This is a genomic window from Staphylococcus cornubiensis (genome assembly GCF_900183575.1).
Classification (GTDB): Bacteria; Bacillota; Bacilli; order Staphylococcales; family Staphylococcaceae; genus Staphylococcus; species Staphylococcus cornubiensis.
Genome location: NZ_FXUZ01000001.1, coordinates 436,793 through 458,820, shown reverse-complemented (window position 1 = coordinate 458,820; position 22,028 = coordinate 436,793). Strand labels below are relative to the sequence as shown.

The 22,028-nt window shown below is 37.1% G+C and carries 18 protein-coding genes and 1 riboswitch; of the genes, 11 read left to right on the top strand and 7 right to left on the bottom strand.

Annotation, left to right across the window (positions count from 1 at the left end; genetic code table 11):
- Window positions 1-24: 24 nt before the first annotated feature.
- Both CCE82_RS02345 and CCE82_RS02340 read right to left on the bottom strand, forming a co-directional pair.
- On the bottom strand, window positions 25-3,855 hold the full coding sequence (locus CCE82_RS02345) for an SdrD B-like domain-containing protein (protein WP_086427824.1): 3,831 nt from the start codon (window positions 3,853-3,855) through the stop codon (window positions 25-27).
- Between the two features lie 304 nt (window positions 3,856-4,159).
- Window positions 4,160-5,071 (bottom strand): CvfB family protein, encoded by a 912-nt coding sequence (locus tag CCE82_RS02340; RefSeq protein WP_086427823.1) that lies wholly within the window; start codon window positions 5,069-5,071, stop codon window positions 4,160-4,162.
- Between the two features lie 209 nt (window positions 5,072-5,280).
- Between CCE82_RS02340 and CCE82_RS02335 the strand changes: the two genes are divergently transcribed.
- From CCE82_RS02335 to lysA, 8 genes are all read left to right on the top strand, one after another.
- Window positions 5,281-6,891 (top strand): ABC-F family ATP-binding cassette domain-containing protein, encoded by a 1,611-nt coding sequence (locus CCE82_RS02335; protein ID WP_086427822.1) that lies wholly within the window; start codon window positions 5,281-5,283, stop codon window positions 6,889-6,891.
- A 533-nt stretch (window positions 6,892-7,424) separates the two neighbouring features.
- Window positions 7,425-7,604, top strand: a riboswitch (Lysine riboswitch).
- A gap of 197 nt (window positions 7,605-7,801) precedes the next feature.
- On the top strand, window positions 7,802-8,788 hold the full coding sequence (locus CCE82_RS02330; RefSeq protein ID WP_086427821.1) for an aspartate-semialdehyde dehydrogenase: 987 nt from the start codon (window positions 7,802-7,804) through the stop codon (window positions 8,786-8,788).
- A 3-nt stretch (window positions 8,789-8,791) separates the two neighbouring features.
- Window positions 8,792-9,670, top strand: a complete 879-nt coding sequence (gene dapA, locus CCE82_RS02325; RefSeq protein WP_086427965.1) for a 4-hydroxy-tetrahydrodipicolinate synthase — start codon at window positions 8,792-8,794, stop codon at window positions 9,668-9,670.
- Window positions 9,667-10,389, top strand: a complete 723-nt coding sequence (gene dapB, locus CCE82_RS02320; protein ID WP_086427820.1) for a 4-hydroxy-tetrahydrodipicolinate reductase — start codon at window positions 9,667-9,669, stop codon at window positions 10,387-10,389. Before dapA ends, dapB begins: the two co-directional genes overlap by 4 nt.
- A gap of 19 nt (window positions 10,390-10,408) precedes the next feature.
- Window positions 10,409-11,128 carry a 2,3,4,5-tetrahydropyridine-2,6-dicarboxylate N-acetyltransferase gene (dapD, locus tag CCE82_RS02315; RefSeq protein ID WP_086427819.1) on the top strand — a complete coding sequence of 240 codons (720 nt, stop codon included), beginning with the start codon at window positions 10,409-10,411 and terminating at the stop codon, window positions 11,126-11,128.
- 277 nt (window positions 11,129-11,405) lie between these two features.
- The gene (locus CCE82_RS02310) at window positions 11,406-12,560 is read left to right on the top strand and encodes a M20 metallopeptidase family protein (protein ID WP_086427818.1); all 1,155 of its coding nucleotides are present in this window, start codon (window positions 11,406-11,408) and stop codon (window positions 12,558-12,560) included.
- Window positions 12,557-13,633: an alanine racemase gene (gene alr / locus CCE82_RS02305; RefSeq protein ID WP_086427817.1), complete on the top strand. Its 1,077-nt coding sequence runs from the start codon at window positions 12,557-12,559 to the stop codon at window positions 13,631-13,633. Before CCE82_RS02310 ends, alr begins: the two co-directional genes overlap by 4 nt.
- On the top strand, window positions 13,634-14,902 hold the full coding sequence (gene lysA / locus CCE82_RS02300) for a diaminopimelate decarboxylase (protein ID WP_086427816.1): 1,269 nt from the start codon (window positions 13,634-13,636) through the stop codon (window positions 14,900-14,902).
- Window positions 14,903-15,089: 187 nt separating this feature from the next.
- Here the strand turns inward: lysA and CCE82_RS12950 are convergent, their stop codons facing one another.
- The 3 genes from CCE82_RS12950 to msaA all read right to left on the bottom strand — a co-directional run bounded on the left by CCE82_RS12950 (window position 15,090) and on the right by msaA (window position 16,259).
- On the bottom strand, window positions 15,090-15,248 hold the full coding sequence (locus CCE82_RS12950) for a hypothetical protein (RefSeq protein WP_159454514.1): 159 nt from the start codon (window positions 15,246-15,248) through the stop codon (window positions 15,090-15,092).
- Between the two features lie 309 nt (window positions 15,249-15,557).
- Window positions 15,558-15,758, bottom strand: a complete 201-nt coding sequence (cspA, locus tag CCE82_RS02295) for a cold shock protein CspA (RefSeq protein ID WP_014613945.1) — start codon at window positions 15,756-15,758, stop codon at window positions 15,558-15,560.
- 192 nt (window positions 15,759-15,950) lie between these two features.
- Window positions 15,951-16,259 carry a regulatory protein MsaA gene (msaA, locus tag CCE82_RS02290; RefSeq protein WP_086427815.1) on the bottom strand — a complete coding sequence of 103 codons (309 nt, stop codon included), beginning with the start codon at window positions 16,257-16,259 and terminating at the stop codon, window positions 15,951-15,953.
- Window positions 16,260-16,414: 155 nt separating this feature from the next.
- On the opposite strand from msaA, the gene CCE82_RS02285 reads away from it, so the two are divergent.
- Genes CCE82_RS02285 through CCE82_RS02275 form a run of 3 tightly spaced genes read left to right on the top strand, consistent with a single transcriptional unit; the run spans window position 16,415 to window position 18,501 of the window.
- Window positions 16,415-16,687, top strand: coding sequence for an acylphosphatase (locus CCE82_RS02285; RefSeq protein WP_086427814.1), 273 nt, complete (start codon window positions 16,415-16,417; stop codon window positions 16,685-16,687).
- A gap of 12 nt (window positions 16,688-16,699) precedes the next feature.
- The gene (locus CCE82_RS02280; protein WP_086427813.1) at window positions 16,700-17,338 is read left to right on the top strand and encodes a 5-bromo-4-chloroindolyl phosphate hydrolysis family protein; all 639 of its coding nucleotides are present in this window, start codon (window positions 16,700-16,702) and stop codon (window positions 17,336-17,338) included.
- Window positions 17,335-18,501, top strand: coding sequence for a toxic anion resistance protein (locus tag CCE82_RS02275; RefSeq protein WP_086427812.1), 1,167 nt, complete (start codon window positions 17,335-17,337; stop codon window positions 18,499-18,501). Before CCE82_RS02280 ends, CCE82_RS02275 begins: the two co-directional genes overlap by 4 nt.
- A 53-nt stretch (window positions 18,502-18,554) precedes the next feature.
- On the opposite strand, the gene CCE82_RS02270 is transcribed toward CCE82_RS02275, so the two are convergent.
- Together CCE82_RS02270 and brnQ3 are read right to left on the bottom strand one after the other, a co-directional pair.
- Window positions 18,555-20,156: a BCCT family transporter gene (locus CCE82_RS02270; protein WP_086427811.1), complete on the bottom strand. Its 1,602-nt coding sequence runs from the start codon at window positions 20,154-20,156 to the stop codon at window positions 18,555-18,557.
- A gap of 412 nt (window positions 20,157-20,568) precedes the next feature.
- Window positions 20,569-21,915 (bottom strand): branched-chain amino acid-like transporter carrier protein BrnQ3, encoded by a 1,347-nt coding sequence (gene brnQ3, locus CCE82_RS02265; protein ID WP_086427810.1) that lies wholly within the window; start codon window positions 21,913-21,915, stop codon window positions 20,569-20,571.
- Between the last annotated feature and the right edge of the window lie 113 nt (window positions 21,916-22,028).

Here is a 22,028-nt window from a genome sequence, read left to right as displayed (position 1 = left end):
TTAATGATGTGAGGAATATTTCCTTTACGAACGTTTTTGTTTAGATTGTCTGCGTAGTAAACCGAATCCTAATAGGCTGAGTAAACCACCAAATAATAAAGCGGATTGTTGTGAAGTTGACTCACCTGTTTCAGGAAGTGCTTCATTTGTTTGAGACGATGACTTAGGAGATTGTGTCATCTTGTTTTGCGCTTCTTTCATCGGTTGATGTTCTGGCATCATTGTTGGCTCAGTTTGTTCATTCATACCAGGTTGTTGTGGTGTATCCGGTTGCTTAGGTTCTGGTTTTTCTTTTTCACCTGGATTCATCGGTTCTGGTTGTGGTGTATCTGGTTGTTTAGGTTCCGGCTTTTCGCTTTCACCTGGGTTCATCGGTTCAGGTTGCGGTACATCCGGTTGTTTAGGTTCTGGCTTTTCTTTTTCACCTGGGTTCATCGGTTCTGGTTGCGGTGTGTCCGGTTGCTTAGGTTCTGGTTTTTCTTTTTCACCTGGATTCATCGGTTCTGGTTGTGGTGTATCTGGTTGTTTAGGTTCCGGCATTTCTTTTTCTTCAGGCTGTTTAGGCTCTGGTTGTGGATTCCAGTTTTCTAATGGGAAGAAACCGGCGTCAATCGTCATATCATCTTGCGTCACATCGATATTTGCGATTAAACCATCAGAGTCTTTGGCAGTATTTGCCGTTGTATGCTTGCTTGTCGCTTCATAACCTTCAGGTGTAGTAAATTCAACAATGTACTTCCCTTTTTGTACATTAGTGAAATGATAGTGTCCATTTGCGTCACTTGTAGTAGTAGCTACAACCGTACCTTCAGGTGTTTTAAGTGTCACAAGCACACCTTCAAGACCACGTTCACCATCGTTTTGAACACCATTATGATCTTCATCACGCCATACGAAGTCACCAATTGTGTATGTTTCTTCTTCTTGTTTTGGATTCCAGTTTTCTAATGGGAAGAATCCAGCATCAATCGTCATATCATCTTGTGTCACATCGATATTTGCGATTAGACCATCAGAGTCTTTGGCAGTATTTGCCGTTGTATGCTTGCTTGTCGCTTCATAACCTTCAGGTGTAGTAAATTCAACAATGTACTTCCCTTTTTGTACATTAGTGAAATGATAGTGTCCATTTGCGTCACTTGTAGTCGTGCTTACTACAGCGCCTTCAGGTGTTTTAAGTGTCACAAGCACACCTTCAAGACCACGTTCACCATCGTTTTGAACACCATTATGATCTTCATCACGCCATACGAAGTCACCAATTGTATATGTTTCTTCTTGTTTCGGATTCCAGTTTTCTAATGGGAAGAACCCAGCATCAATTGTCATATCATCTTGAGTGACATCAATATTTGCAATTAAACCATCAGAGTCTTTTGAAGTATCTGCAGTCGTATGTTGACTTGTCGCTTCATAGCCTTCAGGTGTTTTAAATTCAACTACGTATTTTCCTTTTTCTACATTAGAGAAACGGTAATGTCCAGTTTCATCAGTTGTCGTAATACGTAAAATCTTGCCTTCAGGTGTTTTAAGTGTTACGAACACCCCTTCAAGTCCACGTTCACCATCATTTTGAACGCCATTATGGTCTTCATCACGCCATACAAAGTCACCAATTTGATACGTAGCAGATGCATCTGTATTTGGAGCGATAGGTTGAATGTTGAATTTATTGTTTGTATTTGGTGTTGTTAAATCAATTACAGGCGGTACACGATGACCTTTTTCTGATGGAGGTTGTTGATTGATAGTATCCTCTTCAAATTGCATTGTACCGTCATATTCACCTGATAACGTTTCAAGTCCAGTTAACGTATCTACTTGAGATGATTCGTCTATCGTTTCCATCGTTACATCGCCATATTGACCGCTCACATTAGGATTCATTTCATCGTCAAATTCAATGAGTAAGCCATCAGTCGTGTATTCCATCGTATCCTCAGTAGTTGTATGATCAGAAATTGCACCTGTTAACACGCCAGTTGTCGTATCTTCGTCGTATTCAACTACATCAGAGTGGTGTACTGTGTCTTGTTCACCATGGTTCGTTTCTTCTTCAAAATCAATTGCATCAGCGTGAAGTGTTACGTCTTGAATACCGTGATTTGTCTCTTCTTCAAACTCTACATTTTTTGTATCCTCTGAAGTTTCGAGGACTGGGTAAGTACTTTCGAAATAATCTTCACCAGATTGGGAAAGTGTGTTTATTACTACATTATCTTCAATCTCTTCTAAAGATCCCGTAGCTTGGAAAGTCATTTCACCATAATTAGCATGGGTATCTTGAATTGTATTAACAGTTGGACTAAATCCAAAAGTTGGTGGGACGGGCTTATCTTTCCCTTCTCCAGTCGCATTATTCGAGTAGAAAACAACGCCATTCTCCCATTTTAAGTTGAAATAATTATTATATCCTAAATATAAATAGTCTTGAGATTGGTTTAAATTTTGATTCCCTGTCGCATTTGTTGTAAAGTCAAAGTCTTTAGTATCGTTCTTATAATGACCTTTATAAACAATAACATAAGGATTTTGATTCATCTGATCAAAAGTGATTTCATATCCAGTACTAGTGTTTTTGATTGCACTCATCAGGCTATTTGTGATTTCTTTATAGTCTTTGGTATTACTTACATCAGCATAGACACTTTGTGGGAGATCCCCTTTGCCAATGAATTCATAAACTTTGACTTCTCCAGCTTCTCCAATTTGTTTCGTACCTTTAGTAACTGTGCCTGTTAACTTTACATTAGTTAATTGGTTCTTATTAGGTTTAAAAGTTGCATAATGTGTAAATGATTGATCAGCTTTCGATAAATGATCGAGACGACCATTTAATGTGACACCTACGTTATTTTTGACGCCTTCTTCATATTGAACTTTAAATGTTTCTTTAGTTATATTTTTATCTAATGTAGATGAAACAGTGATGTCCCCTTTGTTGAGTACGTTTGCCGGGTTAATGAATAAGTTTAATGATAGTTGTCCTTTTAAATTATCTTTTTCATTCACATAATTCGTAAAGCGATAGCGGACACGATTGTTTGAATCAATTTCACCATAAGCGATAACTCTTTCACCACTTTGGTTATCCATGATATGTGGTACTTTCTTTGTTGCTGATATCCCATTTGTGTCAACATTGTCACTTAATTGAAAGTCAAAATAATCGCCTTCTTTAATACCATCTTCAAATGACCAATCGTATTTTAATGTTACACGTTCAGCATTGTGGGGGTTGACGTCATTAGGTTGACGGTGACTTGTCTTATTATTACTATTATTCTGATGTGCAGTAATTGAAGATGATGTTACTTTCACTTTACTCGTCACGTCTTTACCAGTTTCTACATTAACTTCTTCCATATTAATAGGTGCAGTGACGTTTTTTGCATTTGCTGCTGATGGTTGCTCAATTGATGTTGCTGGTTGTTCCACTGGTGCTGTCTGTGTAACTGGTTTCTCAATGTTTGATACAGGTTGTGCAACTGGTTGTACGTTTTGACGCTCCTTCGCTGTAGTTGTATCTTCTGTTTCAGCTGGAGCTACTGTTGCAGTTGGTTCTGTTACTTTTGCTTCTTTAACTTCTTGTGTGTTTGGTGCTGTAGCTGAGTCTGTTTCTTTAGCTACAGGTGTTGGTGAAGCGACTTCTTGTTGTGGTGCGTTTGATGTTGAATCGGCTTCGGATGCTGTCGCTTTTTCTTTTTCAACATTTTGCTCTTGTGCAGTTTCACTTAACTCTGAAGCGTCGGCGTCATGTGCTTGCCCTACGATGAATAATGTTCCTAATAGAAAAGATGCGACCCCGATTTTATGTTTGCGTATACCATATATATTTTTGTTTTTATTTGTCATCAATTTATTTCCCTCTTTTATATCTTAATCTCATGTTTTATACAACATTTATAAACACATTAATCGCTATTATATACGGTTCTGTTTTAAACGACAATATAAAAACTCTGAGTTAATAAATATTTAAGGATTTCGAAATATGATTTGATGAAAATGAATCAAGTAAACTTTAGTGTAAGAATAAAATGTTTTCAGTGCCATTTGGTGACATATTCATCATTCACTCATATTTAAACCAAAAAAAGAGACTCACCTCTTGGGCAAGCCTCTTGAGAAAATTAAAAAATAATAAGTCAAACGTCGACTATTTGTCTTCCACACGCGACCAACCTTTACGTGTGAGACTGATTTTACCTGTTTCGATATTGATCAGGCGTTGTTTGTATAAATGACCAATTGCACGTTTGAATGCACCTTTGCTCATGTTGAACACTTCTTTAATTGCTTCAGGGCTTGATTTATCCCAAAATGGCAATTCACCTTCGTATTCTACCAATAAGTTAAATATCTTTTCGCCATCGTCATCTAAACGTTCATGTGCAAGTGGTAAAAATGAGCCGTTCAATTCACCTTTATCATTGACACCGATAATGCGAACTTCTAATTCTTGTCCTAAACGCGGTTCTTCTTTACGTTCCGACTCATGAACGAAAATTTTATAACCGTCTTCTGAGAGTAAAAATGTTCCGACACGTAATAAGCGATATGGACGTGCTTTGATGATTTGATTGCGCATTTCCTCAATTTTTTCAGCAGCAACAGGTGTGAACATTTGATGTACTGTCGTTTCAGAAGCTAAACGCGCAAACATTTGTCTGTCACGATCAATACGCAATGTACATAACACTTCGTCGCCTTTTTCTGGCCATAATGACTTCAGTTTAGGTAAATCTTCCCATGGTATCAATACTTCACGAGGTAAACCAACGTCTACACGTGCCCCATCGCGATCGGTGTTTAACACGCGTACAAAATCATAACGTCCAACTGTAATATCTGGCATATTTTGAGTCGCAAACAAATCGCCAGAACGGTTAGGGTAGACGAAAAAGCTATACGACTCCCCTATTTCTAAATCATCATCTTCATTGACTTCAGATGCATTTAATTTAATTTTTTCGTGATTTGGACCTTCTAAGTGATACGTAGAACCTTCAAGTGCTTTGACTTCTAAAAATTCTATCGTCCCTACAATTTCATTTTCTTTAAATGACATAACGTACTCCTCTTTAATAAAGTTACTTCTATTATAGCATGTCGATGTGTGATAAGCAGTGAAATATTTGAATCTCTTAACTTCCGTTTTGAAAATGGTATAAGCATTTAGTTGATATCACAAGATAAAATACAATAGAAATTAGATTTATAGGGCATTCTCATGATATAATGCATCCATTAGAATAAATGAATTAAAGGAGAAAATGCATTTTACAAGTAACGGATGTAAGTTTACGTTTTGGTGACCGTAAATTATTTGAAGATGTGAATATTAAGTTCACACCAGGTAATTGTTACGGTTTAATTGGTGCGAATGGTGCCGGGAAATCTACTTTCTTAAAAATTTTGTCAGGTGAAATTGATTCACAAACAGGTCACGTTTCACTCGGTAAAGATGAACGATTAGCAGTGTTAAAACAGGATCACTTTGCGTATGAAGATGAGCGTGTATTAGATGTCGTTATCAAAGGTCATGAGCGCTTATTTGAGGTGATGCAAGAAAAAGATGCCATATATATGAAACCTGATTTTAGTGATGAAGATGGACTTCGTGCTGCTGAACTTGAAGGCGAATTTGCTGAAATGAATGGTTGGAATGCTGAATCTGACGCTGCGACATTGTTATCAGGATTAGGTATTGGTACGGACTTACATGATAAAACAATGTCAGAGCTTGAAAATAATCAAAAAGTGAAAGTATTACTCGCACAAAGTTTATTCGGTGAGCCTGACGTGTTATTACTGGATGAGCCGACAAACGGTTTGGACATTCAAGCGATTAGTTGGTTAGAAGACTTCTTAATCAACTTTGAAAATACAGTTATCGTAGTTTCGCATGACCGTCACTTCTTAAATAATGTATGTACGCATATCGCTGACTTAGATTTCGGTAAAATTAAAATTTATGTCGGAAACTATGATTTCTGGTATCAATCAAGTCAATTAGCGCAAAAAATGGCACAAGAACAAAATAAGAAAAAAGAAGAGAAAATGAAAGAGCTACAAGACTTTATTGCACGTTTCTCTGCCAATGCGTCTAAATCAAAACAAGCGACAAGTCGTAAAAAACAACTTGAGAAAATCGAATTGGATGATATTCAACCTTCTTCACGTCGTTATCCTTTCGTGAAGTTTACACCAGAACGTGAAATTGGTAATGATTTATTATTTGTTGAAAACCTTTCTAAAACAATTGACGGTGAAAAAGTGTTAGATTCATTAACATTCACGATGAACCCAAATGACAAAGCTGTGTTGATTGGTGAAAGTGAAATTGCAAAAACGACTTTACTTAAAATTTTAGCAGGTGAAATGGAACCTGATGAAGGTAGCTTTAAATGGGGTGTGACAACTTCACAAAGTTACTTCCCTAAAGACAACTCGGCGTATTTTGAAGGTGTTGATATGAACTTAGTAGAATGGCTAAGACAATATGCGCCAGAAGATGAACAGACTGAAACATTTTTACGCGGTTTCTTAGGCCGTATGTTGTTCAGTGGTGAAGAAGTGAAGAAAAAAGCAAGTGTGCTTTCTGGTGGTGAAAAAGTACGCTGTATGTTAAGTAAAATGATGCTTTCTAGTGCCAATGTCTTGCTATTAGATGAGCCGACGAACCACTTAGATTTGGAAAGTATCACATCAGTCAATGAAGGTTTAAAATCATTTAAAGGGTCTATGATTTTCACTTCTCATGACTTTGAGTTTATTAATACGATTGCAAACCGTGTGATCGATTTAGATGTACCTGGTGGTTTATCAAAAGAGATTACTTATGAAGCGTATTTAGAAGAAAAAGGAATTTTGAAATCTAAAGCGTAACACCTTTTAGCGGGACTGGGACATTAAGTTTTCCCAGTCCCTCTCCTTTTTATGGACATATATCGATTAATAATGATAAAACAGGCAAAAATGAGAGTGAATGGGACGTCATCATTGGATGTTATGGGGGTCTCCATTTCATAAACTTGCCCTCAGTGACTGTATTTGGTGTAAGATTGCCAAGAAGGCTGAGACTCCTGAGGGATCAGCTGGTCCGGAAAATCCACTAACGCTTCAACAAATGTAACTGTTTAATCAAGCGTTAGTTAGTTGAAGGACCAGCCCCTAGGAAACGCGAAGCCATAAGGGCAATCAGAAGCCACAAATCACATGGAGGGCAAGTTAAACAAAATACTGCATCCACAGCATCAAAAATGATTATGTCTCCTCTCTGTTTTTTTTCTTTTTGGGGACATCGTTAAATAAATTCGAATGAGATCAACGTAGAAATTTTTAACTGTTTTAAAATGATTAGATTTTTCTGTTTACAGATAAGGTCTTTCTATGTATAATGGTATCCATAATAATTGAATAGTTATTGATGAGGCGCATCGATCATAAGTAGATATATTGAAGTCATGTCTGCAAGCATTGTATATCGAAAGGGTGAGATGCCGAAACGAACAGTATTGCAGTTGCTCGTTTGTTGGATTCTCTGGTTAAGAGCTAAGAATCTGTCATTATTGTTTAAATAATGGAGTGCATCACTTGTATATAGAGTCAACAAGTTCGCACGCCGGGCTTGTTTTTTTTATATCATCTATCAAGAGGCATGGTATCCCCTTTCTCTTGCCGATGTAGCCTCTATTGAACAACATATGATGCCTATCCATACTGCACATAGGCCAATTATTATCTAAAAAGTAAGAATATTAAAATTTTTATGAATTGAAAAATGGAGTGAAGTGGAATGACAAAATTAGCAGTTGTAGGTGCAACAGGTTTAGTAGGTACAAAAATTTTAGAAACACTTGATCGTAAAGGAATCGCATTTGATGAACTCGTCCTCTTTTCTTCTGCGCGTTCAGCAGGTCAAGAAGTAGAATTTCAAAATCAAACGTATATCGTACAAGAACTGACTGATGAAGCGACAGATGGCGGTTTTGATTATGTATTAATGAGTGCAGGTGGCGGTACGAGTGCGCACTTCGCCCCGCTATTTGAATCACACGGTGCGATTATTATTGATAATTCGAGTCAATGGCGTATGACAGAAGATGTTGATTTGATTGTTCCAGAAGTCAACGCCCCTACTTTTAAAAGAGGTATTATTGCTAACCCAAACTGTTCAACCATTCAATCTGTCGTACCACTCAAACCATTACAAGAAAAATATGGGTTAAAACGTGTGGCGTACACGACTTATCAAGCAGTATCAGGTTCAGGCATGAAAGGTAAAAAAGATTTAGAAGATGGGCCAAAAGGTGTAGCACCGCAAGCCTATCCGCATCCAATTTATAATAATGTGTTACCTCATATTGATGTCTTTTTAGAAGATGGTTATACAAAAGAAGAACAAAAAATGATTGATGAAACAAGAAAGATTTTAAATGAACCGACATTAAATGTGACAGCAACATGTGTACGTGTGCCGGTGCAAGATAGCCACAGTGTACATATGAATGTCACATTGGATCAGCCGGCGACAGTTGAAGAGATTCAATCACTTTTCGAACAAGATGACCGTGTTGTCCTCGTGGATAATCCAGAGAAAAATGAATATCCAATGGCAATTCATTCAACGGGTCGTGATGAAGTGTTTGTTGGACGTATTCGTAAAGACGATTCGTTAGACAATACTTTCCATATTTGGGTGACTTCAGACAATTTATTAAAAGGTGCTGCACTCAATGCAGTTCAAGTTTTAGAACAAGTACTTAAATTGAAAGGAGCATAAATGATGTCACATATTTTTGAGGGAACAGGTGTTGCTTTAATTACCCCTTTTTCAAATGGTGAAGTCGATTATGAGGCGATTAAAAGACAAGTGCAATTTTTAATTGAAAACGGCATTCAATCTATCGTTGTCAATGGTACGACTGCTGAAAATCCAACTTTAACAGATGAAGAAAAAGACCGCATTTTAACAACGGTAATTGAAGAAAATGCGCAACGTGTCCCTATTATTGTGGGCACTGGGACCAATAATACGCAAAAATCAATTGAAGCTTCATTACGCGCTAAAGCATTAGGTGCAGATGCGATTATGCTGATTACACCTTACTATTTAAAAACAAGTCAACGTGGCTTAATTGCACATTTTGAAGCGATTGCGAATGCGACTGAACTCCCTGTCGTCCTTTATAATGTACCATCACGAACTAATTCAACGATTGAAGCGGACACAGTCGTACGTTTAAGTCAAAATCCGTATATCGTAGCATTAAAAGATGCGACGAATGATTTTGATTATTTAGCAGAGATTCAAAAGCGTGTAGATACAGCTAACTTTGCACTGTATAGTGGAAATGATGATAATATTGTGTCATATTATGAACAAGGTGGTCACGGTGTCATTTCCGTCGTTGCGAATGTCATTCCAAATGAGTTCCAACAAGTTTATACAAATTCAGAAGATCGAGAAACACGATTTGAACCGATTGCCACACTTCTTGATGCGATGAGTGTCGACATTAACCCGATTCCTATCAAATATTTGGCTGCATTAGAAGGATTTGGTCAATATGAGGTGCGACTCCCGTTAGTGCCGCTCAACGAAGAAGAACAACAACAATTAAAAGTAGTTTATCAACAATTCAAAGCAGGTGTTCGTGCATGAAAATTTTATTGATTGGTTACGGCGCAATGAATCAACGTGTTGCACGTTTGGCTGAAGCGAATGGGCACAACATTGTAGGTGTCATTGCAGGTCGTTCAACGGACCATATCCCCTACCCAATTTATCAAAAAATAAGTGAAGCAACTGAAGCGGATGTCGCAATTGACTTTTCAAATCCGCAATTGTTACTTCCGCTGTTAGAAGAAGATTTCAATCTCCCACTCGTGATTGCCACAACGGGTGAAAAAGCAAAAATTACTGAGAAACTGCAATCTTTAAGCGATAAAATGCCAGTATTTTTCAGTGCAAATATGAGCTATGGTGTTCATGTGCTTACTAAAATTTTGGAAGCGGCCGTGCCATTACTCCAAGATTTTGATATTGAACTCACTGAAGCCCATCATAATCAAAAGGTAGATGCACCAAGTGGCACGCTCGTGAAACTTTATGATGTCATTGAATCTTTACGTCAAGATGTCACACCGGTATACGACAGAAGTCAACATGATGCGAAACGTACGAAAAATGAAATTGGTATTCATACTGTACGTGGTGGCACGATTGTTGGTGAGCACGATGTCTTATTTGCTGGTACAGATGAAACAATTACCCTTTCTCACCGTGCGCAGTCGAAAGATATTTTCGCAAATGGTGCATTAGGTGCAGCGGAAAAGTTAATTCAGCGGGATCCAGGGTATTATACTTTTGATAACTTATAAAAGGAGCGTATAAAACGTTATGGTTAAAAATTTTACAGCTGAGGAAATCATCCAATATATTAGTGATGCAAAAAAATCTACACCCATTAAAGTATACATCAATGGTGAATTCAGTGACGTCCAATTTCCAGATCAATTTAAGGTATTTGGTTCAGACCACTCAAAAGTCATTTTCTGTGAAGCATCAGATTGGCAAGCATTTTATGAAGAAAATCAAATGCTAATTGAAGACTTGGAAATTGAAATGGATCGTCGTAATTCAGCAATTCCGTTGAAAGATTTGATTAATACAAATGCACGTATTGAACCGGGTGCATTTATTAGAGAGCATGCGGTGATTGGTGATGGTGCTGTTGTCATGATGGGTGCAACGATTAATATCGGTGCGATTGTTGGTGAAGGCACAATGATTGATATGAACGCAACACTCGGTGGTCGCGCAACAACAGGTAAAAATGTTCACGTTGGTGCAGGTGCTGTTTTAGCAGGTGTAATCGAACCGCCAAGTGCTTCTCCTGTAGTCATTGAGGACAACGTATTAATCGGTGCAAATGCGGTCATCCTTGAAGGCGTGCGTGTCGGTGAAGGTGCTATCGTTGCAGCAGGTGCGATTGTGACACAAGACGTGCCAGCAGGTGCTGTTGTGGCAGGTACACCAGCGAAAGTGATTAAACAAGCACATGAAGTAGAAGATTCAAAACGTGAAATTGTAGCGGCGTTACGTCAGTTAGATCAGTAATGCTTAAATGGTGATTATTTTCAACACCCTACTTCGACAATGATAACTCATACAGAAGACGTTTCATAACAGAGCAATTCAGTTTATGTATCTTCTGCCAATGATTAACATAATGCTACTTTTTTGACTGGCTGAGACACGTTTGTGTATCTCAGCCTGTTTCCTACAATGAGCGAAAATCATTATATTAAAATATAAAAGCAATTGAGATCAATGGAGCTAAAATTTTGATATCCCTACTTCTCTTTTTATACATAAATGATGGGAGTGAAAGCATATGAATGAATTAGAATTTGTCACTCAGCATCGTCGATATTTACATCAACATCCCGAGCTGAGTCTTCAAGAACATGAAACGACACAATACTTACAAAACTTTTTAGAAGCATTAGAGATTCCTTACGAACGCCCTATTGAAACAGGTATTATTGGATTTTTAAAAGGCCAAAGTGATGAAACGATTGCCTTTAGAGCAGATATTGATGCTTTACCGATTCATGAACAAAACGATGTCGACTATCGTAGTCATGTTGATGAACGGATGCATGCATGTGGACATGACGGCCATACGACGGCACTCATGCTTTTTGCGAAACGTTGTAAAGCGTTGTACGACAAAGGTGAGTTGCCTCACAATGTTTTATTGATTTTTCAACCAGCTGAAGAATCAGGTGGCGGCGCAAATCTTTTAATTAAAGCGAATGCATTTGCGCAATATGATATTAAAGCTGTGTACGGTGTCCATGTAATGCCTTTTGTCGATGAAGGCTCCGTCGTTATTCGTGATCAAGAAATTACAGCGAGTGCGACTGAATTCCGCTTTTTTATTGAAGGTGAATCGAGTCATGTCGCGAATAAAGAACAAGGTAAATCTGCTGGAGAAGCATTGCAACATATTCTGATGCAGTTATCTCAAATTCAGCAGTATCATTTGAATGGTTTACAACGAAATATTGTGCATATCGGTCATTTTCATGCGGGAGAAGCGATTAATACAGTTCCGAGTAATGGTTATTTAGAAGGCACAATCCGTACGTATGATTTAGATGATTTGAGTGTAATTCAAGGTCAAATGCAAAAAATCGTTGACAGTGCAGAATTATTATTCGGTGTGAAATGTGAAGTGCGCTTTGCTGAAGGTTATCCACCGACAATGAATCATCCAGAATTGAAAAAATATGTTGTCGAAAGTTTGGAGTATAACCAACTGAATGTGATTGAAAATGAATTGCCTTACTTGTTTGGCGAAGATTTCAGTTTTTATGGCCAAATCGCACCAGCCTATTTCGTCTTTGTCGGTACACGTAATGAAGAAAAGCAATATGTAAGTGGTTTGCATACGCCACATTTAAACTTTGATGAGCAAGTATTGATTCGTATTGCGGATTATTATGAGCGATTGTTACAAAATTACAATGAGGTGGAAGCATGACGGCATTATGGCAAGTCGATTCGGCGAAATTTCTTCAAAATGCAAAACAAGTCGCTCAACAACAACAGATCATGGCAGTTGTGAAAAATAATGCGTACAATTACGGCTTAGATTTTGCTGTACATACATTTCAACAAGCAGGCATTCATACGTTTAGCACAACCTCTTTAGTTGAAGCGATACGTATCCGAGAAATGGCACCAGACGTAACGATATTTTTAATGAATGCGACTGATGAATTTGACCATTTGCGAACATATGACATCCATATGACGTTACCTTCTTTAGCCTTTTATCATGAACATAAAGCGGCTTTAGCGGGTGTCAAAGTGCATTTGGAATATGAAAACCTACTCCATCGTTCTGGCTTTAAAACAAAAGATGAATTGTTAGCGTTATTAGAGGATCATGAGCGCAATACAGCACATAAGATGATAATTACTGGGTTATGGACTCATTTTGGCTATGCAGATGAATTTGACGTTGATATGTATGAGCAAGAACGCGAAGCATGGCTAGATATTGTGGAAACACTTGTGCATCAAAAAGGATATCATTTTGATCTCGTTCATGCCCAAAACAGTGCCAGTTATTATAGAGAAGGTCAACGTGTCTTTGATGCTCATACACATGCACGTATCGGTATTGCGCTATATGGTTCACGCCCCTACTCTAGCCTATCATCTAATAGCATCACACAAGCTTTGACAGTAAAAGCAAATGTCATTCAAGTGCGCGAAGTCCAACAAGGCGATCATTGTGGTTACAGTTTTGCTTATACAGTAGATCAACCGCATACACGATTGGCTGTTGTAGATGTGGGATATGGGGATGGCATTTTACGGACTAGAGCGCAACATGATGTCTCAATTAATGGCAAACGTTTTCCAATTCGTGCGCTCATGATGAGTCATATGTTTGTGGAAGTAGATGACACAGTATCAGCAAAAGATAGCGTCATTTTATATAATTCAGATTTGCGCATTGATGATTACACATTTAAAGGGGTCGGTGCCAATTCTGAACAATTAAGTGCATTAAATTTGAATTCGTTAATAAAGGAGTATGTTTAAATGACAGTCAGTTATAATCAAAACGGTGAATTAACATTGGGAGGAACAAGTTTAAAAACGTTAGCGCAAAGTTTTGGTACGCCGACGATTGTGTATGATGAAGACCAAATTCGTCAACAAATGAGACGCTATCACAGTGCTTTTCAACAAAACGATATTGGCTACGTGTTATCTTATGCCTCAAAAGCATTTACGTGTCTTCAAATGGTTAAACTTGCGGCTGAGGAAGACTTTGAATTAGATGTGGTGTCAGAGGGTGAACTATACACTGCATTAGAAGCGGGTTTTGATCCACAACGTATTCATTTTCATGGCAACAATAAAACAAAACATGAAATTCGTTATGCACTTGACAGTGGTATCGGCTATTTCGTCGTTGATGCATTAGATGAAATTGACCTCATCGAACAGTATGCCACAAAACCTGTAGATGTACTGCTACGTGTGAATCCAGGTGTTGAAGCGCATACACACGAATTCATTCAAACTGGCCAAGAAAAGAGTAAATTTGGACTTTCTTTAAAACATGGATTAGCATTAGAGGCTGTGGAAAAAATCCGTAATACGAATAACTTAGTGTTAAAGGGCATCCATTTCCATATTGGTTCGCAAATTGAAGAAACTACAGGCATGATTGAAACAGCTAAAATGGTGTTGAACTGGTTGGATGAACATGCGATTGCGATTGATTTACTCAACCTAGGCGGTGGATTTAGCGCAAAATACGTTGAAGGTGATCAATCGTTCGACATTGAATCAGGTATTACAGAAATCGTTCAAGCGATTAAAGCAGAATGTCAGCAATTAAAATACCCTATTCCGACATTAAGTATTGAGCCGGGGCGTTCTATCGTTGCTGAAGCAGGTGTGACCCTTTATGAAGTCGGCACAATTAAAGATATTCCTGGTGTGAACAAATACGTGTCGATTGATGGTGGGATGAGTGATCATATTCGTACAGCTTTATATGACGCGAAATATCAAGCCTTATTGATTAATCGTAATGAAACGCCAGATGATGAGACTGTGACAATTGCAGGAAAATTGTGTGAATCAGGTGATATCATCATTCATGAAGCACAGTTACCTTCTAGTGTAAAACGCGGGGATTATTTAGCGATATTGACGACGGGTGCGTATCACTATAGTATGGCTTCAAATTATAATCAAATGCAGAAGCCTAGCGTTTTCTTTGTAAAAAATGGGAAAGCGAGAGAAGTGGTGAAACGTCAATCATTGCGTCAATTGATTATTAATGATGTGAAGTAAACACCGTTAATCATTTGAGGTGAATATGATTGCTTCTTTAGGACTGACGTTTTCTAGGAAGTGATTTTCGACTTTAATTTTTGCAACCTGTGTAGTCATTATAAAAAATCACTTCCTCCTTACAAATGTGATGACACACAAGATTCAATAAAAATGCAATGATTCACAAAGAGCACCTGATTGAATGCTATACTGTTCCATCAGGTGCTCTTTTTTGTGTATAGGGTTTGTTTTGTTTTTCTATTTCTGCTTGTTGATGCTTTTGTGCTTTTTCAGCTATTTCAAGAAACGCTTTAGCTGCGTCTTCAGGTGACATGTAGGCGTCTAACGTTGTCGAAAAATCCAACTTTATCATCTCACTTTATCATGGTTATGCTTGTTTCCAATATACGAAACCTTCAAAAACTTTTCAACACCATTAGCTATTACAGCCTCTAACTATTTATTTTTAACATGTTGCCTCAAGATCTGAACAATACGGATTAATAGATAATTGTATACATCAGTGAGGATCAGTAGCGTGAGTGGTTCTAAATGCAGTACGTAAATTTAAGGAAAAACGTGGTGTCTTCATTGTGTTGTATATTGATAAATAACAAAAAAACAGCGAAGCGAACTTCACTGTTTTTTTGTAAGTCAATATTGCATCTATTTATTATAGTTTTACAACGTTTGCAGCTTGAGGACCGCGGTCGCCTTCAACTACTTCAAATTCAACTGATTGACCTTCATCTAATGATTTGTAACCTTCTTGGTTGATTGCAGAGAAGTGTACGAATACGTCGTTTTCTCCTTCTACTTCGATAAAACCAAAACCTTTTTCAGCGTTAAACCATTTTACTGTACCTTGTTTCATAATCTGTGAAACCTCCAAGACTAAAATTCAATATGCGCTATTCGCATATTACAAAAAATACTGATTCATTCTTTATAAAATCGATAAATAAAAACTGAAAAATATTCTTTGCAATATGGAATAATGCCATTGCTTACCCCTATTATAAGGTAATCTGACAATATTTGCAATATAGAATTTAAAATTTATTGTTTAGTCTATAATTGGCAAATTCAAATAAATTTTTTCGTTTTTTAAAGTAATGAAGCTATAAAAAATTTGTAAATCTTCATCACAATCCTCACAAAAGTTTAAATCGCAATTATTATAAAATGCATAAATGTTATGTTTTCCGACAATAAAATTATCATAATCGGTTTTAGCTTGTTGAATCATATGCTGATACGCTTGTTCAAATGCTTCGTATGTCTCGAATTTTTGTAAATCAATGATGTGTTCTGGCCAATCATCGAATAACCACCAACCTTCATAGTCTGCACGAATCTTAGCAACTTCCCACATAATGTAATGCCCCCCAGGTAAAAAAATCTTACTCAAAACGATAGTATTTTTAAATTTAAAAAGCAAGCTAAACGACCTAAAAATAAGTGATATGAAACTTAAATATTAGTCTTTTGCACTGAAAATACTTATAATTAAGTGGAGGGGTGAAATGTATGAAACATTATTTAATCCGAGTATACGGACGTGTCCAAGGGGTTGGATTTCGCTATTTTACAGAACGGTTAGCCTTGAAGTACAAAATAAAAGGAACAGTAAGAAATATAGAAGATTATGTAGAAGTGCACGCACAAGGTGAAGAAGCGCCACTTGAAACCTTTACACAAGCAGTGATTAAAGGCGCATCCCCTGCTTCTCGTGTTGAAACTTATACGATAGATGAACTAGAGATTGATGACCAATATCAAAACTTTAGAGCAATTTCATAAAGGAAGATGAATATGAGATATACATTATCACGGATTTGGGGCGTAGTTGTTGGGGTGCCTATCGGAGTGATTGCATTTTTTACAAGTGTCCTTCTAGATATTAACTTTTTAATAGATTATGTTATCGGTATCGCTGCTTTTGTAGTCGGATATGTACCTACACAGCGTTTGACGTCACGTGCCTATTTGAAAGAAATGAATTTGACACGTAAAGATTATCACTATATTATGCATCAAATTAACTTAGTTCAAAATAAAAACAAGCGTATTTTAAAGTCGTTTATTAAAGTTAGATCGATACAAGATTTTAAGTTAGTGAATGATATTTACCGATTATCACGAACAATTAATTCAGCCATTAAGCAACGACCTTTTCAGTTTTTTAATATTGAAAGCTTTTATTATTCACATATTGATAATGCGTTGAACTTAATTGAAGGCTATACGAGGCTCGCTAAAATGCCACTCAAATCAGCAAACGAGCGACAAATGCTACAACAGACTCGAATTACTTTAGAAGAAGTAAAGCGTACACTCATTGCAGACTTAAAACAAGTTAATGCACAAGATTATGAGCAGTTGGATACTGAAATGAGACTCAATGAAATGTACCAAAAAAGAAATGTTAAAGAAATGGAGAATGATTCATGAAGTCAAATGAGCTAACGAATGAAACAAGTACTCATCCATTAGATGCTTATTTTAATGATTTTGATCATCCAAAGACGGCAGAAGTGACGGAAGTCGAGACAAAAAAATTAAATCAACATTTTAACGACCAAGACCGCCAAAAAATTCAAAGTTTGGCAGAACAAATTGAACCGTTGAATCATGATAGCTTATTGAAATTTGGTTCAAATGCACAAACGCACCTTTCTCACTTTTCACATCAAATGTTAGACGAAATTCAGTCGAAAGATGTGGGACCGATTGGGGAGACATTAGAACAGTTGATGAAAAAGTTAAAAGAAGTCAATCCGGATGAGTTATCACAGCAAAATGACAATTTCCTCAAAAAATTGTTCAAGCGCTCAAAAAATTCGATGCAGCAACTCTTTTCACGCATGCAGTCTGTCAGCTCACAAGTGGATCGTATTTCAATAGAGCTCGATAAGAATAAGTCATTGCTCGTGAAAGATATTCAACTGTTAGATGGCCTCTATCAACAAAATAAAGACTATTTTGATGTCCTGAATCTCTATATAGCAGCGGCAGAACAAAAGAAAGATGAGATTGAACAACATGTGTTGCCAGATATGCGTCAAAAAGTGAAGGATGCAGATAATCAAATGGCAGCTCAAGATGTGGCCGATATGGAGCAGTTTGTAGATCGTCTTGAAAAACGTATTTATGACTTAAAATTATCACGCCAAATCTCCTTACAATCTGCACCGCAAATACGTATGATTCAAAATGTTAACCAAGCATTAGCGGAAAAGATTCAAAGTTCTATTTTGACGAGTATTCCGCTATGGAAAAATCAAATGGCGATTGCGTTAACTTTACAACGCCAACAAAAAGCAGCAACTGCACAAAAACAAGTGACGGATACGACGAATGAAATTTTATTGCGTAATTCAGAAATGTTACGTCAAAATGCGCGTGTCACTGCAGAAGAAAATGAACGTGGCATTGTTGATATTGAAACATTGAAAAAGACACAAGACAATATCATTCAAACGATTGAGGAAACATTACAAATTCAGCAAGATGGTCGTCAAAAACGTCAACAAGCTGAGAAAGACTTACTCGCGTTAGAATCAGACTTGAAAGCACGATTAGCAACGGCTAAAGATCAGCGTGACAGTCAGTAATGAATTAACAAAAAGCAGGCTCGGACATTTAGTTGCCAAGCCTGCTTTTTGTGCTAATAGACGTGATCATCTGTCTCTTTTCTCTCGAGTTCATAGTTTTCATCTTTTCTCGACTCGGTCACATATTCACGCATTCTTTCTTTATCTGGTGTGAGTGTCAAACCAAGATGACGGCGTTCTAAATTGGCATCTTTATAGAATGAGATAAGCATGAGTAAAATGATGACACTGAATGGAAGCGCAGAAATAATGGCAGCTGATTGTAATGCACCGAGTCCTTCCCCACCGCTTGAAAGTAATAACACAAATGCAATGAGTGAGAGCAATAAACCCCAAACCACTTTGACGCGTCCAGTTGGCGTTAAGGAGCCATGTGATGTTTGCATTCCGAGTACGAAAGTAGCTGAATCGGCAGATGTAATGAAAAATGAGCCCACTAACAACATCGCAATGATGGATAATATCGGTCCGAGTGGCAATTCGTTAAAAATACCGAAAAGCTGCGTTTCTGGCGTCATATTAAACAATTCTGGTGATGCTTTTCCGATTTCAATACCTGTAACACCAAATACGCTGAACCATAAAATACTCACGAGTGTCGGCACTAATATCACCGCAATGACGAATTCTCTTACTGAACGCCCTTTTGAAACACGTGCGATAAAAATACCAACAAATGGACTCCAACTGATCCACCAACCCCAGTAGTAAATCGACCAACTTTCAAGCCATTTCGCTTTCGTTGCATTGAGTGGCGCGACATCGAGACTATTGAAAATAAATTCATCAAAATAAAGTCCTGTCGCCGATGTCATAATTTTAAAAATTAAGATAGTCGGTCCAACAATTAATGTGATTAAAAGTAAAATGCCAGCAAGCCCCATATTTAAATTGCTCAAATATTGAATCCCTTTACTGAGGCCACTCCAAGCCGAGATTAAAAAGAGCACGGTAACGATTATAATGATTATTGACTGTACCCAAATATTTTGAGGGATGACAAATAAATAGTTAAGCCCACCGTTGATTTGTAGCGTGCCTACACCGAGTGAAACAGCGACACCAATGACTGTAGCAAAGACAGCAAGGACATCAATGACGATACCTAACGCGCCATCTACTTTATCTCCAAATAAAGGTCGAAGTGTTTTTGAAATGAGCCCGTCTTCATTCTTTCTAAATTGGAAATATGCGAGTGCTAACGCAACGATTCCATACATAGCCCATGGATGAATCCCATAATGGAAAAAGGCCGAACGCATGGCATCCATTATGGCAGCATTCGTTTCAGGTTTAGCATTGGGCGGTGTTAAATAGTGCGTCATTGGCTCTGTTGCACCGTAAAATACAAGACCGATCCCCATTCCTGCGCTAAACAACATCGCAAGCCAAGAAATAGTTTTAAATTCTGGCTCATCATCTGGTTTTCCTAAACGTAACTTGCCTATCGGACTAAAAATAAGAAATAGGCTAAAGAAAACTATGAAAGTCATCGTTATCATGTAGTACCAACCAAATGTGTTAATAATCCAACTGCCGATTTGTCCTGATACTTCGCCAAATTGCTTCGGGAAGAATACGCCTAGCAACACCATCAGGAAAACAAGAATAGCAGAATAAAGAAAAACTTTTGATAATTTTTGGTTTTCTTTCATAAAAAATGACATTCCCCTCTAGTAAAATAGGTATTTGCCAATTTCAACCTTGCAACAGTGCTTTAAATGAACATCTATATTATTTTTTGAAGCAGTTTACTTCACACTAATCATGTATGATGAAATGATTATAGACCATGTTGATTTAAAGTACGATTGCAAAATTTTGAAAAGTGGCAATGAAAAAGTAAGTGTTGAAATAAAGTTAATAAAAAACTTTATTGCTCAACGTTCTTTATTTACCACACTATTTATCAAATAAACGTCGAATTACAAATGATTCTACTTAATGAAATAATCTATGCTCTATCGATCACATTTCATTCATAACTATAGATGATGAATTTGATAGTTGTTTTCATGCAAAAAAGACAAGCCACAAAATGCGACTTGTCTTTTGAATGATACTAAATTATTCTTTTTCGTAAACGATGATGTCGGCGTTTTTCATAAATGCACCGACAACGTAACCAATAATCATCGCAATGACAGCGATTGGGAACCACTCTAATGAATACTCATGTAATGGTAATTGATTAATAAAATCGATTTTCACCCATTTATTCGCATTGATGACACTCAAAATCGATTCAATTGTGACCACTGCAACTGTAATTTGTTGTGTAATCGGACGTGTCGGTACAAGACGTGCGATTAAAATTAAGAGTACTGTTGTAATGGCAATCGGATAAACGATTAATAATACAGGAATTGAAAGTTTAATCACTGCATTTAAACCTAAGTTCGATAATATAAAGCTGATGATTGTAAAGATGAATACATAAACTTTATATGAAATTTTAGGTAAAATGCTATTGAAATATTCACTTACCGATACAATTAAACCACAAGCTGTTGTTAAACAAGCAAGTGCCACGATAATACCGAGTAAATATTTACCTAGTGAACCAAAACCTGTATCTGCCATTGTAATGAGTAAATAAGCGCCAATGTTTTGGTTATTTTCGACTAATTTTTTCATTGTTTCTTCAGGAATAATCATGTGGTTACCGATGAATCCTAAAGAAATGTAAATGACTGCTAAAGCGATGGCAGCGATAATCCCCGCCATTGCTGTTTGTTTGAAAATATCATTCGCATGTTTAATACCAGTCGCTTTAATTGCATTCACAACAATCATTGAAAACGCAATGGCCGCAATCGCATCCATGGTTAAGTAGCCTTCAGTGAAACCTTTTGAAAAACCACCTAACGCAGAGGTATATGCTTCAGGATTTGCAGCGTTTTGTGCGCTACCCCCGAAATCTACGAAACCTTTGATAATCATCGCAATAATCGTGATTAAAAGAAGTGGTGTTAAAATGGCACCGATACGGTCAACAATTTTACCAGGGTTCAAACATAAGTACAACACGATTAAGAAATAGACAACGGAGAAGACGAATAACCAAACCGGACTACTTGAATGGATAATCGGCGTTACTGTCATTTCAAAAGACGTTGATGCTGTACGTGGAATGGCAAATAATGGTCCAATTGTTAAATAAATCGAAACTAAAAATACAATTGAGAAAACAGGGTGTATTTTGTTAATCGATCCAATGTAACCTTGTTTATCTAGGGCACCTACCATAACTCCCATTAATGGTAAGCCAATGCCAGTAATGACAAAAGCTAAAATTGACGGCCAAAAGAATTGCCCACTTTCTAGCCCTAAACTTGGTGGGAAAATCAAGTTCCCAGCGCCAAAAAAGATGGCAAATAACATAAACCCAATAAATAAAGTGTTTTTATTCATAATGTGACTCCTTAAAATTCCTAAATAAATATGCTTCATTCTAACACAAGAAAATGTAGCCGTCTATAAAATTTCTGAAAATTTGAAAATTGTTGTTACAAAATATGAAATAA